19 protein-coding genes are annotated in these 17,060 nt (G+C 29.5%); 4 read left to right on the top strand and 15 right to left on the bottom strand.

What is annotated here, in order from left to right:
• Window positions 1-13: 13 nt before the first annotated feature.
• Window positions 14-385 carry a transposase family protein gene (locus TS70_RS02010; protein ID WP_198049260.1) on the top strand — a complete coding sequence of 124 codons (372 nt, stop codon included), beginning with the start codon at window positions 14-16 and terminating at the stop codon, window positions 383-385.
• Window positions 370-768: a transposase family protein gene (locus TS70_RS02015; RefSeq protein WP_242441474.1), complete on the top strand. Its 399-nt coding sequence runs from the start codon at window positions 370-372 to the stop codon at window positions 766-768. The genes TS70_RS02010 and TS70_RS02015 overlap by 16 nt, the downstream gene beginning before the upstream one ends.
• A gap of 1,215 nt (window positions 769-1,983) precedes the next feature.
• Here the strand turns inward: TS70_RS02015 and TS70_RS02025 are convergent.
• The 5 genes from TS70_RS02025 to tsf form a co-directional block, all read right to left on the bottom strand.
• Window positions 1,984-2,280, bottom strand: a complete 297-nt coding sequence (locus tag TS70_RS02025; RefSeq protein WP_198049262.1) for a hypothetical protein — start codon at window positions 2,278-2,280, stop codon at window positions 1,984-1,986.
• A gap of 112 nt (window positions 2,281-2,392) precedes the next feature.
• Window positions 2,393-2,614, bottom strand: a complete 222-nt coding sequence (locus TS70_RS02030; RefSeq protein ID WP_127092619.1) for a hypothetical protein — start codon at window positions 2,612-2,614, stop codon at window positions 2,393-2,395.
• A 29-nt stretch (window positions 2,615-2,643) separates the two neighbouring features.
• Entirely contained in the window at window positions 2,644-3,963 is a 1,320-nt protein-coding gene (locus TS70_RS02035; protein ID WP_198049263.1) for a rolling circle replication-associated protein, read from the bottom strand.
• A 125-nt stretch (window positions 3,964-4,088) separates the two neighbouring features.
• Entirely contained in the window at window positions 4,089-4,703 is a 615-nt protein-coding gene (locus TS70_RS02040) for a hypothetical protein (protein ID WP_232332322.1), read from the bottom strand.
• A 29-nt stretch (window positions 4,704-4,732) separates the two neighbouring features.
• A complete protein-coding gene (tsf, locus tag TS70_RS02045) occupies window positions 4,733-5,623 on the bottom strand; it encodes a translation elongation factor Ts (protein WP_198049264.1) in 891 nt (296 codons plus the stop codon).
• Between tsf and TS70_RS07165 the strand changes: the two genes are divergently transcribed.
• Window positions 5,606-6,133 (top strand): hypothetical protein, encoded by a 528-nt coding sequence (locus TS70_RS07165; protein WP_232332323.1) that lies wholly within the window; start codon window positions 5,606-5,608, stop codon window positions 6,131-6,133. The two genes, tsf and TS70_RS07165, sit on opposite strands and share 18 nt — an antisense overlap.
• Here TS70_RS07165 and rpsB read toward each other — a convergent pair.
• From rpsB to TS70_RS02060, 3 genes are all read right to left on the bottom strand, one after another.
• Window positions 6,016-6,942, bottom strand: coding sequence for a 30S ribosomal protein S2 (rpsB, locus tag TS70_RS02050; RefSeq protein WP_241460482.1), 927 nt, complete (start codon window positions 6,940-6,942; stop codon window positions 6,016-6,018). The two genes, TS70_RS07165 and rpsB, sit on opposite strands and share 118 nt — an antisense overlap.
• Before the next feature lie 338 nt (window positions 6,943-7,280).
• Window positions 7,281-8,204: a hypothetical protein gene (locus TS70_RS02055; protein ID WP_198049265.1), complete on the bottom strand. Its 924-nt coding sequence runs from the start codon at window positions 8,202-8,204 to the stop codon at window positions 7,281-7,283.
• 93 nt (window positions 8,205-8,297) lie between these two features.
• On the bottom strand, window positions 8,298-8,639 hold the full coding sequence (locus TS70_RS02060) for a 4'-phosphopantetheinyl transferase superfamily protein (protein WP_040093265.1): 342 nt from the start codon (window positions 8,637-8,639) through the stop codon (window positions 8,298-8,300).
• 98 nt (window positions 8,640-8,737) lie between these two features.
• Between TS70_RS02060 and rnhC the strand changes: the two genes are divergently transcribed.
• Complete coding sequence (gene rnhC / locus TS70_RS02065; protein WP_040093264.1) at window positions 8,738-9,625, top strand: ribonuclease HIII; 888 nt, start codon at window positions 8,738-8,740, stop codon at window positions 9,623-9,625.
• Window positions 9,626-9,638: 13 nt separating this feature from the next.
• Here rnhC and TS70_RS07170 read toward each other — a convergent pair whose 3' ends face one another.
• The 7 genes from TS70_RS07170 to ileS are packed head-to-tail and all read right to left on the bottom strand — an operon-like array spanning window position 9,639 to window position 17,034.
• Window positions 9,639-9,953 carry a hypothetical protein gene (locus tag TS70_RS07170; RefSeq protein ID WP_232332324.1) on the bottom strand — a complete coding sequence of 105 codons (315 nt, stop codon included), beginning with the start codon at window positions 9,951-9,953 and terminating at the stop codon, window positions 9,639-9,641.
• A complete protein-coding gene (locus TS70_RS02070; RefSeq protein WP_232332325.1) occupies window positions 9,913-10,857 on the bottom strand; it encodes a hypothetical protein in 945 nt (314 codons plus the stop codon). The genes TS70_RS07170 and TS70_RS02070 overlap by 41 nt, the downstream gene beginning before the upstream one ends.
• Before the next feature lie 52 nt (window positions 10,858-10,909).
• Window positions 10,910-11,407 (bottom strand): deoxycytidylate deaminase, encoded by a 498-nt coding sequence (locus TS70_RS02075; protein WP_198049266.1) that lies wholly within the window; start codon window positions 11,405-11,407, stop codon window positions 10,910-10,912.
• Window positions 11,395-12,768 (bottom strand): rhomboid family intramembrane serine protease, encoded by a 1,374-nt coding sequence (locus tag TS70_RS02080; protein WP_198049267.1) that lies wholly within the window; start codon window positions 12,766-12,768, stop codon window positions 11,395-11,397. Before TS70_RS02080 ends, TS70_RS02075 begins: the two co-directional genes overlap by 13 nt.
• 6 nt (window positions 12,769-12,774) lie before the next feature.
• The gene (locus TS70_RS02085; RefSeq protein ID WP_127092626.1) at window positions 12,775-13,695 is read right to left on the bottom strand and encodes an RluA family pseudouridine synthase; all 921 of its coding nucleotides are present in this window, start codon (window positions 13,693-13,695) and stop codon (window positions 12,775-12,777) included.
• Window positions 13,688-14,275, bottom strand: coding sequence for a signal peptidase II (gene lspA / locus TS70_RS07175; protein ID WP_198049268.1), 588 nt, complete (start codon window positions 14,273-14,275; stop codon window positions 13,688-13,690). The genes TS70_RS02085 and lspA overlap by 8 nt, the downstream gene beginning before the upstream one ends.
• Before the next feature lie 32 nt (window positions 14,276-14,307).
• On the bottom strand, window positions 14,308-17,034 hold the full coding sequence (ileS, locus tag TS70_RS08370) for an isoleucine--tRNA ligase (protein ID WP_040093255.1): 2,727 nt from the start codon (window positions 17,032-17,034) through the stop codon (window positions 14,308-14,310).
• Window positions 17,035-17,060 lie beyond the last annotated feature (26 nt).

The following is a 17,060-nucleotide window of genomic DNA, read 5'->3' on the forward strand; positions in this document are numbered from 1 at the left end:
ATATNNNNANNAAATGTTAGATATTTTAAAAGTTGCTGAAATAGAAAAATTTAAAAAAGGTGGTAAAACTAATAAATTATCATTAGAAAATAGATTATTGATGACTTTATTATATTGACGAGAATATCAGACTTATTTTCATCTTGGTAAAAGTTTTGATATTAGTGAGGCTAATTGTTATCGTAATATTAAGTGAATTGAAGATATTTTAATTAAAAACTCTGATTTTCAACAACTTGCTGGTAAAAAAGCACTAATAAATGATTATTTTAATGATAAAACTATTATTATTGATGCTACCGAAACTCCAATCCAACGCCCAAAAAAAGACAAAAACAATCTTATTCTGGTAAAAAGAAAAAGCACACGATCAAAACACAAGTAATTATCGAACAAGAAACCAAAAAAATTATTGCAACAAGTTTTTCGCTCGGAAAAAAACATGATTATGCTTTATTTAAAGAATCAAAAATCCCAATTTTAAAAAATACCAAATTAATAGTTGATAGTGGTTATCAAGGAATACAAAAAAATCACAATAATGTTCTAATACCTACAAAGAAAACAAAGAAAAACCCTTTAAACAAAGAACAAAAGCAATATAATAGACTAGTTTCAAAAATGAGAATTATTATTGAAAATATTTTTGCTATTCTTAAAAAATTTAAAATTATTACAGAAAAATATCGTAATCGAAGAAAAAGATTTGGTTTAAGATTTAATTTAATTGCCTCAATTTATAATTTACAATTATTATATTTAACATAAAATATTTATTTAAAATTAAATAATTTAAATAATAAATTAATTTTTCGTTGTGGAAAAATATTAAATTTTTAAATAAAAAACATAATTAATTAAAATTATATTTTTCTATTAGTATCTTTTTTACAAATATTTGCAATTTTTTAACAAGTAATGCAAGAAGTCTAATAAAATATTTAAATTNTGAATTTNTGNATTTAAATCTATTGGATTTAAAAATTGACTTTCTAACTCTTTTAGCAATCTATTATAATTATCATCTTTATGATCATACAAATCAATTTTAATGTTCTTAACTCGTTCAACTTCCTTCTTAATTTCTTCTAATATAATGCTTTTACCGCTTCCTCTTGAACCAATAATTATATTTGTATCATAATAAAGTGGAACTTTAATAGCATCTTGTCAAGTAGAAGGATGAATAGAAATCGTTCCAAACAATTTTTCTGATAACTTATTTTTCATAAAATTTAAATCTTTTTTAAAAAAATTAATTAAACTAGTAAAAGAATCAATTTTAATATGTATATCTGGGATTTTATTGTACTGAGGATTTAAAATATCTTTCTCATCAGATCCACATATTGCGGGAATACCTTTATGAGCTAAAATTCTGCTTGAATCCAAATTTGTTGTTTCAAAAAAATATATTGAATTTTCATCTGAAAATAAATTATAGTCATCTTTAGGCAATTCCTTTCCGCCTTTTTGATTATTAGGAATAAGACATATTTTGTTAAATTTACTTAATTTTTGAGTTAATGCATAAACAGGTATTGAAAAATTATTAGGATCTGTAATATTCAAAGATAAAACAAATTCATCTCATATTTTTTTATCTTCATTGCTTACTATAATATTCATATTATGGATTTTACCTTCACTATCCTCTATATCAATTTCAATCCCTGGAAGCAAAAGTATCCCCTTAGATTGAACTATGTCTTCTAAAAAATTAAATTGTTCTAAATCAAATAAATTATGATTTGTTATAGCAAGAATTCCAACTTCTCATCTTTCTAAATTAGACACAAATAAATCTACATTATGTTGATTTGAAATATCCAAATTACGATTATTTGTTTCGCCAGTTTTTACCGCAATAGTATGTTGATGCAAGTTAATTTTCATTATATATTATCTTCTTTCTAATTAATAAAAAAATATCTATTTCTATTTATTATGAACTACTTTTAATTCTAATTTTGACTTATAAAATTATTTTCCTTTATTAAATGATTCTTTTTGCATATTGTACTCATTACTATTTTGGTTAGTTTTTTCTATATTAAAATATTCATAAAAGTTTTGTCCAGTACGTCCATCTTTAATTTCTGGATAGCATGATCAAACATATTTAACTTCTTCTTCATTAACTCAGTTTAATACTCTTGCTTTATATCCACGTAATTCGATAGTTTCTAAATGAGTACGAAAATAAGCATTTTCTTTTTCTAATTGTTTTTTGTAACCTTTTTCGTTGATACCAAATCCTAGTGCTCTTCCTAGTCCCATAAAACACCAACTTTCTATATATAATTATACACAATAAAAGTGGGAAAATTTATTTTTTCCCACTTTTATTATTCTGATGTTCCAATATTTTGAATTATAATGACTCACATGATTACGTACTCCTTCCTAATGCTGCAAGTTGATTAACTAATTCTCTTAAAAAATCAAAATGTTTTTGGCAAAGTACTATGCAGTTAAAACTAGTGATAATTGCATATTGCGGTAATGATTGATCAAATTCTACAGTAGGACATACTTCACAAAATGAATCAGCAACTTTTGCTATTCTTTTTTCAATATGTAGTTTTTGAAAAGTTGGTTGATTATTCTTCATCTATCTAATTCCTTTCTATACTTTTTGAACTAAATGGTAAGAGTTATGTTGGTAGTATCAAGTTTGTTCCGCACCTGTTGTTTTAACTTTTTATAGTGATGTGCCACAACATACTTTTTACTCAACATACTACCTGCTCTTTGATAAAGTTTTTTAGCTAATGCTAAGTTAAATTTCATATCTTTAGAAAAAGAAACTATCGGATTTTTAACAAATCCTTTAATTTTGAAATGAATATCATCTAATTCATTTACTGTTGCTCCTTTCGCCTGAATTCTCTGCATATCAACTAAATAGTTGAACAAAAGTCTGGCAGAGTCGCTTTTGTATCGATTAGTTTGAGTTTCGCCAATTGCTTTTTTAGTATTGTCTTGATTACGTACTTCAATAAGATTTTTCTTTCCTCGATATTCTGTTTTTTGAAATAACTCTTTAGTTACTTCATCTAAATTAATTTCCTTGTTTATTACTAATCTGGTTTTCTTAGGTTTAATTAAATTCTTGCTTCTTCTAAATAAACGACATTTATAATCTGTTAAATTTTTCATTTTAAATGTCTTACCTTCAGTAACAGAATAAGGATTTTCATAAAACATTTTAGTAATATATTTACCCATATAAGAGGCTATTTTACCTATTGTGTCTGATTCCTCAATGTCACGTTGAGTAATTCTAATACAGGTATTAAAACCATGTGGTCATAATTTTTCAAGAACTTTTGAATTAAAGATTGTTTGATATTTCACAAATTTACCATCCTTAATTTTTTTAGTTGTAAGTTTTTCTAAATTCATATCTACAGTGTTTTTCAATAAAATATGAAAATGAACTGCTCCACGTTCTTGATATTCATAAACTAATAGCCACTTATATTCAGCATTTCTAGTTTTTAAATATTTATTAAATCTCATGTTAAACTTATTAAAAAACTCATTTGCAGTTTTAATATCTGTTAAATTTTCTTTAAAAGTTAACGTAATAAAGTAATCATTTGGCCTAAAATTCAGATAAACAAAATCTTGAATATTTTGTCTAAACCTATTTAAACTTGAAACTGATTTTGAAAAGTTTTCATCTTTTTCAGTTTCAGATGCCATATTTAGAATCGTAGTTTCACTAATTTTTTGTTTATTTAATGAATAAGAAATTGGTGCATAAACCGCTGGTCTAACTTCAATTCAATTGTCATCTTCATCTTTTCACATAACTGCTTTTTCAACTTTGATTGCAGATGGTTCATTCCATACTTTATATGGCATATTAGAAACTCTTATTCTTGCAACATCACCTACTTCTGTTAAAGTAACAACTGTTCTTCTTTCAAATTTTTGACCAGCTACGAAACTCATTTTTAACCTCCTACTTGACTTTTGTAGAATATTAGAAAAACGCCCATATTTATAGACGTTTTTCTAATATTAGGAGGTACCTAATTTTTTATTCTATCTTAAAAAAAGATTTTCAATTAAATTGATTAATCTTTTTTTGTTTCTTTTACTGTTTCTGAAGTTGATTCAGCCGTTGGTTTTGAATCTGCTGGTTGTTCACTATCTGGCACAAACATCATAATTTCTTGGTTTAATAAGCTAACATTATTAACCATAAATTGACCAGCTTGGCTTGCTAATGAAAAACGAGTTTTTTTCTTACTACGACTTCCTTCCGTATAATGAATAATTAACTGGTTAGTTTTATCGTTCCGTTCAACACGATTAATTTTACGAATTAAAATTCGTTCTCCTAAAAAAGCAATTTCTTTTTCATCAATTCCAATTGCAATTGTTTGTAAAAATAAGAAAATGTAAACACCAACAGCAACTGTCAACACAAAAGCAATTACAATAACCGCAATTACTGGTGCATTTGTTGCTGGCTTAATTACAAATTCTAATAAGAAACCAACAATAACAACTGGTAAATTAATTCCTAACACAGTAAATAAAATAATTAAAATCTTTTTGTTTACAAAACGTTCTTTAAATTCTTGTTTTGTAAAACTAATTAGATAACCAATAATTGACAAACTAACAGCAACAAATAAAAATGCTGCCATTGCGATTGCAATTATTGTTCCTTTCTGAGCATCCATTTTATGCCCTCCTTTCTGGCAAAACAGTTCTATTTACGAACTTGTGCCATTACTTCAGTTGCAAAATCAACTTCTTCTTTTTCGATTCCTTCCCCAACTTCATAACGAATCATATCAACAACACTAACATCATTTGCTTTAATAACATCACTAACTTTTTGGTCTGGATTAACAACAAAAACTTGATCAAGTAATGAAATTTCCGCTAATTGTTTGTTTAAACGTCCTTCAACCATTTTTTCTAAAATATTATCTGGTTTTCCCACATTTTTAGGATCATTTTTTGCTTCAGTTGTTAAAATTGCTTTTTCACTTGCTAAAAAATCAGCTGAAATATCATCTCGCGAAATAAATTGCGGACGCATTGCTGAAACATGCATTGCCAATTGTTTTCCAATTGTTTCATCAATTTTACCATCAAACACTAATACTGTTACAATCCGTTGATTAGAATGAATATAAACTCCTAACGATTGAGTTTCTTGTAAATGTAATGTTTTAAAACGACGAAGGGTGATTTTTTCCCCAATTGTAGCAATTGCATGAACAATAACTGTTTCTAATGATTCACCATTAACTGATAATTGTAATGCTGCTTCCACTGTTTTTGGGTCATTATTTATTAAAGTTTCCCCAACAATTGCCATTAAATCTAAAAATTGTTTACTTATTCCAACAAAATCGGTTTCTGAATTAACTTCAAAAACAACTGTTTTATTTCCTTTTGTTACTAAACCAACTAATCCTTCCGCAGCAACACGGTCTGATTTTTTTGCGGCTTTTGTAATTCCTTTTTCACGCAATCAAGTAATTGCTTTTTCAATATTTCCATCTGTGGCTTCTAATGCTTTTTTACAATCTAACATTCCAGCCCCAGTTCTTTCTCTTAATTCTTTTACTAATTGTGCAGTAACTGCCATACTGATTCTCCTTTCAAATTTAATGCTGCTTGTATTGAAACTAATCAGTTAATACAATTTAATTTTTGTTATTTTTTTACTACTTTACTATCAACAATTGTTAAATGTTTACCTAAGGCACTAACCATTTCGGCTTTTTTTCCTTTTGGTAACCCAAATAGATTTCCTAAAGGTTCTAATTCATCAACTTTTAATTTTGTTAATGTTTTTTCTAAATCATTATCAACAACTTTGATTGTATTTAAATCAAAACTTGAAGTTGAGCTATCTGCTGTCCCTTTTTCAACTTTTGCTTTTGGTACTGGTTGTTCAGGGGCAACCGCTACTGAAGCAACTTTCTCAGTCTTTATTTTTGGTGCTGGTTGTTCAGAACCCGGTGCTACAGTAGCAACTTACTCAACTTTTGCTTTTGGTACTGACTGTTCAGGTGCAGCCGCTACTGAAGCAACTTTCTCCCCTGTTCGATCAGGACCAACTGATGCTCTGGTTGTTGATCCTTCTGAACGATAATCACAGTTAGGCATATTACGATTAAATGAACGACGATTATCGTATTGACCACCACGTGGTCCACGATTATCCTCTCCTTCACGACGAACAAATTCATTTGGTTTAAATTGTGGTTCCGGCATTTTTAATCCCATTGCATCACCATATAAATCAGCAATATGATGGGTAATAATTGCAATTGAACGTGAAGTATCATCATTAGCTGGAATAACATAATCAATTGGGTCTGGATCAACATTGGTATCACAAATTGCAATTACTGGAATGCGTAATTTTCGTGCTTCACGCACAGCAATATGTTCTTCTTTTGGATCAACCACAAACAATGCTTGTGGCAATTCTTTCATTCCTTTAATTCCACCTAAAAATTTTTCTAGTTTTTCTTTTTCTTTTTTAATTAACATTTGTTCTTTTTTTGGTAATAATTTTAATTCACCATTTTTTTCTTGGCGTTCAATGTTTCATAAACGCTTCACTCGTAAATGAATTGTTCTTAAATTAGTTAATGTTCCCCCTAATCAACGTTGATTAACATAAAAAGATTCGCAACGCTCAGCAGCGTCTTTAACAATTCATTTTGCTTGTTTTTTTGTTCCAACAAATAAAATTTTTCCTTTACGCGCAGCAATTGATGCCATTAATTTTTTAACATCTTCTAATCGTCATAATGTTTGTTGCAAATCAATAATATGAATCTTATTTTTCTCACCATAAATATATGGTTTCATTTTTGGATTTCATCTTTTTGTTTGGTGCCCAAATTGCGCACCAGATTCTCATAACATTTCTCTTGTTAATTCTTTTGCCATATTTCTATTAAATTCTCCTTTTCGTTAAAGCTTCCATTTATTTCTAACATTCACCACTATCTTATTAAAATAAATAGCACTGGGCAAATGAATCCATAAATGTGTATTGTATACCATTAATTTTTATTGAATACAAGCATTAAAATTATAACACACTTTATTTTAAACAAGCAAATAAAAAATGCTTTTTATCTTGGATAAAAAGCATTTTTAGCTGTTCATTTTTATATGGCTGTTCATTTCGATAAAAATTATCATTTAAATTAAAAATTGTTTGTTTTTCAAATTTAATAATTTTTTCAGTAGTAAATAAGTAAATCAAAAATAACAATCATTTTTTAATTTAACATTTTCAATTTCCAATTATTAGGATTAATTTCTTCTTTTGAATGGTTATTTAAAGTTAAATTACGATTAAGTTCTTGCAACATTAAAACTTCAATTAAATCTAAGTCATCTTCTTGATAAATGGCATTGTGCTCATTGGCAAAAAGCTGGCAAAGATAAAGCATTAAAACAAATCAAACAAATAAATCAGCAATTACGGTTGCGACTGATCAAGCTTGATGCAATAGTTGCCGAATTTTAATATTATCATCAAGCACAAATGGTAGTGAAATTTTTGTTGAACTATTAAGCAAACTAAATAAAACTAAAATTGTTACAAAGCGAATAATGTTACTTTTTTCATCTTGACGTGTTAAAAACCCACAAAGTTGTAAAATCACAACAAAAAGTAAGATTACTAAACAAGTGAATAAAATAAATAAATCTTTATCATAACGATTAATATTATTTAAATTATTAACAATAACTGGACCAATAATAATAAACGGTGAAGCATAAACAACATATAATAGAATCGATACTAACCGACGATTATTGACAATCATTCCTAAGGTAATTGTTAACTGCACATATGAATATCCCGTTAACAAAGTTCGATAATAACTCGGATCAATTGAAAGATCAGGAACTAACACTAAATTCCAAATAATACTGCTAAAGAAAAAGACACTAATCCCACCAACAATTACCATAAAATTTAATAAGCCATGGCGAGCACTGATCTTTTTACTTTTATAATGTAAAAAAGTTCATGAAGAAAGAATTGTAAACAAGAAAAAGGCAGAAAAAATAAACATTCATAAGAAAAATTTAAAGACACTATCAGCAGCATATCTATTGTTAAGAATTCATTCTCGTAAAAATGAATTGTCTAAATAATCTTTAAATAAGATATCATCAAATGAATAATACATTTTTGCCCCTCCTTTACAAAACAAACTTACCCATCTCTAATTATACTCTACTTTTCTAAAAAAGATAAAAAAACAACTTTTTATAAAAAATTGTTAATATGTTGATCAAATTGCAAAACCAACACTATAATCGCGTTCGTGACTAAGTGAAACATGAATAACTTCATTTTCTCCTAACGGTACACCTTCAACATATAATTTATTATCATCTTTTAACTTAATTGTGACTTCGTTTAAAATTAACTTTATTTCTAACGCTTTAATTAATGCTTCTTTCGCCGCTCACCGACCAGCTAAAAACTGGCGTTGGTGTTCTTTATCCATTAATGTTTCATATTCTTGCAGTTCACTGATACTTAATAATTTCTGGCTTAATACTGTTGATGGTTTAATTCGCTTATTTTGGACAATATCAATTCCAACATTTTTAATCATCCTCAATGCTCCCCTCTTTTTATCTTAGTAATATTTTAACAAATTGATTAAAAAAACGATATAATAATTTAAAGAAAGAAAATAATGGGGACAATCATATGAACAATGTTAGTTTTAAGAAAGTTGATCCGAAAGTTATTCAAGAAATTATTAACACTTACCAAACGTATGAAATTAATAATACTGATCCTAATAAAGTTAATGTTTTTAATAAAAGTGGTATTACAATTAGCATTTATAAGACAAATAGTGTTTTATTCCAAGGCTATCAAGCCGATAAAGAAGCGGCAAAATTTTTTACAATCCCAATAACCCCCATCATTCCCGCTAGTCAAACAACATCTTATTTTGAAAAAGATGTGATTGGAAATGACGAAGTTGGGGTTGGTGATGTTTTTGGTCCCCTTGTTGTTACTGCCACTTATTTACCGCCAACAAGTTTTCAACAACTAGTAACATTACCAATTAAAGATAGTAAAAAAATGACAACTGAACAAATTATGACCCTAGCACCAATCATTCAAAAACTTGTTCAATCGGTAACCGTTGTGATTGATAATAATCAATATAACCAATGATATACCCAATATCAAAATGCCCATGTTATTAAAGCGCTAGCCCATAATCAAGCCTTAGTCCAATTATTATCAATTTATCAATTAACAAATAAGACAATTTTTATTGACCAGTTTGTTAATGCAACAAAATATTTTGAATATTTACAAAAAATAACTCCTGTTGTTAAAGATAATGTAGTTTTTATTACGAAAGGCGAAGAAAAATCCTTAGCAATTGCGTGTAGTGCCATCCTTAGCCGTGCTACCTTCTTAACAACGATTAAAAACCTTGAAACAAAATATCATCTAAAATTACCGTTAGGAGCAAGTGAAAACGTTAAAGCTTTAGCACAAAAATATAAAGCAACACGTCCGCTTCGTGAATATCAACATTTTTTAAAAATTCATTTTAATTTAAAAGCAAAATAATCCTTTCGAAGGATTATTTTTCATCTTCAGCTAACCGCAGCATTTCATCAGTAATTGGTTTTTTATTTAATTTCAATGGTTTATGGTGCTTTGCTAAATAAGTATCTAAATCACTTTTTGAATACTTATGATTATTTAAACATAATGTCGCAATCACAACATCAAAGATTGACCCCGCAATTCAGATTCAATTAAAACAAACTAAGGCAATTGAACAAAACCCGACAACAATTCGCGCTCAATAGAAGTTTGCTAAGCCTAAAACCGCAAATATTAAAGTAATAATACTAAAAATGATAATAAATACTAAATGATAAAACAATTTCATTCTTATAGGGATAATTAAGAATTTTTGATCAAACATTCCGTAAAACATAATATAAAATTGAAAAAATAATGTTAAATATCGCAACGACAATTGCTAAAATCATTGCAATTTTTCCCTTCCGATCTAACTGACGGTATTGTTTAATATTTAACATAATTTTAATTTGATCAACTTTAGTAATATTATTCTCTTTAATTTGTTTACGAAAATAAAATAAGTTATTAATCCAAATAAAGAAATATTGAAACGAGGTACATAACGTAAAAATTAGAACCGTACCAACCGCTAACATTGGAAACCCATTTGTCGCATAGAAATTTAAAAAGAAATATGAAAATAAGGTGTTATCTGGTTGGTGATCAGCATGGCGAATATAACCACGAATTAAAATACAAATTAAGTATAAGAATGGGTATAAACAAATTAACCAGTAATTAGCTTTATGATGTGTTTCAAATTTATAAAAAGTATCACCAGCAGTGACAATATAACTAAAAATCATTACCCCTGGAATAATTGTGTGTAAAATAAAAGTTGAAATTCATTCATAAATACTCTGATTTTTAACAAGATCACCTTGGGCAAATAATCCAAACCAAAAAACCAGCATTGTCATCGTAATATAAACTGTCACCATTAACCGAATAATAAAATCAGGTTTAGTGTTTTTAAATTTCTTTTGAAATAAATAAAAAACAAAATAAACAAAAACAAGATAATTTGATTGGGTTGTAAAGTAAGCATAATAGTGGCTTAACCGTTCCCCATATGATGATAACTGGCCATAAATCCCACTCTTTGTTTTTAAAACTAAAATAAAATCACACACTAAAAAAATAAAAATTAGCATAATACCAATAATTCGGTAAATAAATAACTTGCGATCGGTAAAATATTTTTTCATTTATCAAAAAGAACCTTTCTAATTAATAGTTAATAAGAAAATGGTTTAATATTTATTTTGGTTGGCACGTTACAGTGATACTAATAACTGGTAACGATCGATAGCTAACTTGGGCTTGGTCAAACATTCGTTTGGCTGCTTTGTTATCATCAGTACCAACATATTTATCATCATCATAAATGACTTCTTTAATTCCAACTTGAATGATAATTTTAGCACATTCAGCACAAGGAAATAAGGTTGTATAAATCCGACAATTTTCTAAGTTAGTATGAGCACTTAAAATGGCATTTAATTCCGCATGCGCAACATAAGGATATTTTGTTTCTAAATATTCTCCTTCCCGTGCTCAGGGAAATTCATTATCATTTAAACCACGTGGTAAGCCATTATAACCAGTGGCAATAATTTGACCAATTTGATTAACAACACAACTACCAACTTGCGTGTGCGGATCCTTACTACGCATCGCACAAACATGCGCCACACTTAAGAAAAAGTCATCTCACGATAAGTAATCAGTCCGTTTTTGTGCTGTTAACGGTGTCATAAAACCATTCCAAACATATTGATAATATCCTTTGTTGTTTGCTGATTAGATGTTAAGAAATTTGGTCAATTATTTTTTGGATAGAAATAATAATTACCCAACATATTTTCAATGCTGCCCCGACTGACTAAACCGGCGCGGTAATAACTTATTAAAGCATCAATAACATCACCATTATATGGTGGCACATAACGTCGTCACGATAAAGTAACAGCAATCACAGCAATCATCACAACAACAACCAAAACAGGATACAACATTGTTCAATTGATGCGATTTGTGCGATTAAACTCTAAACAATAACCAATGGCACTACCCGCGAAAAAACCAACAAAATTAATTAAATAATATGAATAACCTAAAAATAATGGCATTAATAACAATCACATCACTACAACTAGTGTTCGTTGATTTGCAATTAGCGCTCCTAAATCATCTTTCCCATAATTATAACTAAATAAAGCACCCCATAAGATTGCTAATAAAATTGTTGACCCACCAAAAATTCAATTTGGTAACACTGCGGCTAAAAATAACCCTGCTAATGGCACCCCAAAAATTAAAATAATTGCTAACCGTCATCGTCCTAATAATGCTTCAGAATAACGAGCGACACTAAAAATCATAAATAAGTTGAAAACAACCAAAAATGGATTACCAAAAAATAGAATATAAGTTCATAATCTTCACCATTGATTACTTCAAATTAATAAATCACGGGTAATACCCCCGTAAACAAGGGCCGTGGCATTGGCACTTAAGTCTTTCGTGTTAAAAATTTGCGCTCCAAAAAAGATCCCAACAATTGGAATAATTAATAATAACGCAATTAAAACTCATGTTACCCCTAAATTATTAACACTTAACTTATCACTTAATTGTTTTAAGTTTTTTGTTAATTTACTATTTGGATCTTTAATTCCATCTAAGATTTCTTCTGGTGACATCCCCGCCATTGAACTATCATCATTGTTATCTTCTAACATTGTAATTTTTGGATAATAATTACTTAACCGGTCAAGATAATTATGACTATCAACAAATAAAACAACATCCCCATTATCTTCCTTATAAACTTGCGAACGATTTTCAATTAAAACAACTGACAAAATAGAAAGTTTTACTCGTTGAAATTTTTTATTTAAAAAAGCCTTTAAATCTTGGACCACTTCATCAACACTAACATATTCTTTAAATTCACCACTAAAATCATCAATAATTTTAATTATTTGAAATTCTTTACTATCAACTTTATATAAATAAACATTATTATTACCTCGGGGTTTATTTTTATAAACATTATATTTCTCTTGTTTAAAAAAATAATCAACCAATGATAACTTGTCTTTATCAAAACTCATTGTTTCCTATCCTTTCGTGCGTAATGCTGCTAATTTATTTTCAAATTCCAACGGTAATGCTGCTGATACCGTAATTGGAAGATTTGTAATTGGATGCATAAAAGTTAACTGATAAGCATGCAAATATTGGCCAAATGATTCCTTTTTATCAGCGACCGTCCCATATAGTGGGTCACCAACAACCGGATGATTAATATACTTTAAATGCGCTCGAATTTGATGCGTGCGACCAGTTTCTAACTCACACTCTATATAAGTATAATCATTAAAGCGCTCAATTACAAGAATATTAGTCACTGCTTTTTTAGAATTTTTGGCTGTGACAACCATTTTCTTGCGATCTTGCGGATCGCGACCAATTGGCGCATCAATTTTTGCTCGCGTTTCAACAATATTACCATGCACCAGGGCTAAATATCGTCGTTGTAATTGCTTTGTTTGAATTTGTTCTTGCAATTGGTGATGAATAAAATCATTTTTAGCAATAATTAATGTTCCTGTTGTTTGCCGATCAATCCGATGGACAATTCCTGGTCGCAATTCACCGCTAACAGTTGATCAATCTTCACTTCGGGCAATTAAAGCATTAACTAAGGTGTCATTTAAATGCCCCAGGGCAGGATGAACAACCAAATTATTTGGTTTATCAATTACCAATAACACATCATCTTCGTACAACACTGTTAATGGCATTGCCATTGGCGTTAGGTTTGTTGTTGATGGCGATGGTAAAGTAACAGTAATTGTATCATTAACTTGGACAAGATAATTTTGGTGCACAAATTGGTCATTAACTTGGACTTGGTTTTGAGTTATTAATTCTTGAATTTTTGTTCGTGAGAAGATCGTTGCTGTTGTGGCAAAATATGCGACTAACACTTTATCAATGCGCCCACTTGTTGATGCAACAAAAGTAATTTTATTCATTATTCACAATACTTTCTTCGCGATTACTTCGCGCACGGTCACGATAAAAGCGCGTAATTTCAATGATAATTGCTAATACTAAAACAACAACCCCAAATGTTACTCAAGTATCAGATAAATTAAAAATACTATATGGTGGAAAGAGAATTCATGCTAAAAAGTCAACAACTCCCCCTTGGTTTCACATACGATCAATTAAGTTACCAAACCCACCACAAGTTATCATAATTAAACCAATCGCTGCTGTTTTACTATTAATATATAAAAACACAATAAAAGCTAATATCGTAATTAGCACCGCACCAATAATTGTTGCCACTAAATTATCAGCATTTGCTCCAAAAGCAATGCCTTTGTTAATAACAAACTTAAAATTAATAAAACCATCAAGAAACTTAACTTCTGGGGCATAAGGATCATGGGATAATAAATGAAAGGCTAATTGCTTTGTAATAATATCTAAAATTAATAAACCAATAAAAATTGGTAAGCAAATTTGGAGCTTAAATTTTCAAATATAATTTCGACTTTTAAAATGTTCACCAACATCATGCCAAAATTGCTTTGTACGTTCTCTCATTCTTTCTAACTCCTTTTATTTCATTGCTATTATTATCGCACATTTTTTGCTAATAAAACATTAAAACAACGATCACAAATATCATTATTTTCCGCATTTAAATGTTCGTAAATCATTCAACAACGCTGACATTTAAAGCCATCTTTTTCTTGCGCTGTAATATAACTTGTTTCATATTCAGTTAAATTATTATGCTTAGGAGTAAAAATAATTTCACTAACAATAAAGATTTGATGTAAATCAGCAATTGTTGCTAATTTAGCATAAGCTGGTTTTAAGGCAATCGTTAATTGACATTCTAATGATTTTTTAATTTCTTTCTGTTCACGACGATATTCTAACTCTTTGTTGACATCATCACGTAATTTTAACACTTGTTCTCACTTTGCCACTAGTTCTAAACTAATTGGTTTACTAAAAACAAAATTTTCTTCCAAATGAACAGAACTTTGTTGGTGTGGATACTTAATGAACTTGTGACTTTCTTCAATTGTATGCGGAATAATTGGTTTTAACGCATCACTTAAAATACGATATAAGTAATATAACGTTGTTTGGACTGCTCTTCGGCGCGATGAAGTCATTGCTTCAATATATAAAATATCTTTTGTAAAATCTAAATAAAACTTCGATAATGTTGTTGTCACAAAGTTATTAATTAACATATAAACATTATTAAAGTTAAATTCTTCATAGTTGCTATTAACTTTTTGCTGAAATTCACGCGCTAAGTGTAAAACATATCAATCAACTTCTGCTAAATCATCACAAAGATCAGTTGCGGGGTTAAAATCAGTTAAATTAGCTAATAAAAAGCGCAACGTATTACGGATTTTTCGATATGCTTCCGCCACTTGTTTTAAAATATCTGGCCCAATTTTAACATCATCACGATAATCAACTGCAGCTACTCACATTCGTAAAATATCAGCACCATATTGAGCAGTAATTACTAACGGCGAAATAACATTTCCTAATGATTTACTCATCTTACGACCTTTTTCATCATTCGCAAACCCATGTGATAAAACAATTTGATATGGCGCATGTCCGGTTGCAACAACAGAAGTAATTAAAGAAGAATTAAATCATCCGCGAAATTGGTCAATCCCTTCTAAATAAACACTGACAGGATGTGGTAATTGGTGTGCTTTTGTCACGGCTAAATTACTAACTCCACTATCAAACCACACATCCATAATATCTTGTTCTTTGCGTCATTGTCGCTTTTGATAAGCTGGTGGTAACAATTGATCAGCAGTTCATTCAAACCAAATATCTGTTGTTTTTGCTTGTTGAAATAATTTAATAACATGGTCAATCAATTCTGAATTAAATTGCAGGACATTATTTTCATCATAAAAAGCAATAATTGGCACCCCTCATAACCGTTGTCGTGAAATACATCAATCTTGACGATTTTCAATCATTGTTTCCATTCGTTTTGCTGCTCACGACGGATTTCATTGTACCTTTTTAATTTCAGCTAACAGTGCTGGTTTCATTTTTTTAATTGATACAAACCATTGGGCAGTGGCACGATAAATAACTGGTTTTTTTGTTCGTCAATCAATTGGATGTTTATGCTTAATAAATTTTAATTTTAGTAAAGCCCCCTCTTGTTCTAACCGTTGACCAATCATTTTATTAGCATTTTCATAAAAAACACCCGTTAATGTTTCATCATTGACTTCTTTCGTATATTTTCCCTCATCATCTAATGGGGCAAAAATTGGAATATTATTGGCACGAGCAATGTGATAATCATCTTCACCAAATCCCGAGGCAGTATGAACAATCCCTGTTCCAGCTTCAGTTGTCACATGATGGCCAAGAACAACGATACTATCACGATCATATAACGGATGTTTCGTCACAATTCCAACTAAGGCAGTTCCGCTAACTTCTTGTAAAATGTGAACCTCTTCTCATCCAATCGTTGTTTGAATCGCTTCTAATAATGCTTTAGCAACTAAATATTTTACCCCCTGCACTAATACTTCAACATAAACAATTTCTGTGCCAACAGCTAACAACTGGTTCATTGGAATTGTTCATGGTGTTGTTGTTCAAATAACAATTTTTGTTCCGGGACTAATTAGACTATTTCCCGTTGTAACATTAAAAGTAACATAAATTGAAGGCGCTGATAATTCTTCATATTCAATTTCAGCTTCTGCTAACGCTGATTCACTTGATGGTGATCAATAAATTGGCTTTAACTGACGATAAATTAATTGTTTTTGAACCATTGTTTGAAATAATCGTAATTGTTCTAATTCATATTCTAAATCTAAGGTCACGTAACGGTTTGTGAAGTCACTAAATAACCCCAAACGACTAAATTGTTCAATTTGTTTATCAATTTGCTCTAAAGCATATTTTCGACAAATTTGTCGAAAAGCAACGGGCGGTGTTGTTTTACGATCAACCCCACTTTTAACAACGGCTGTTTCAATTGGCAAACCGTGCGTATCTCACCCACAAATTCACGGACTGTAGTAACCCTTTTGGTTATAATACCGAACAATAAAATCTTTTAAAATTTTATTTAAGGCATGACCAACATGCAAGTCACCGTTAGCATACGGCGGACCATCATGGAGAATAAATGGTGGCTGATGAGCATTATGGTGATAACGCCCCCCCACAACATTATTACGTAATCATTCCAGTTGAATTTTTGGCTCTTTTTCAGTTAAATTTGCTTTCATCTCAAATAAAGTGTTTGGTGTTAATAAGGTATCTTTATAGTTCATCAAAATCATTCCTTTCTGTCATAAAA

This window comes from Spiroplasma sp. hyd1, from assembly GCF_016082235.1.
Taxonomy (GTDB): Bacteria; Bacillota_I; Bacilli_A; order Mycoplasmatales; family Mycoplasmataceae; genus Spiroplasma; species Spiroplasma poulsonii.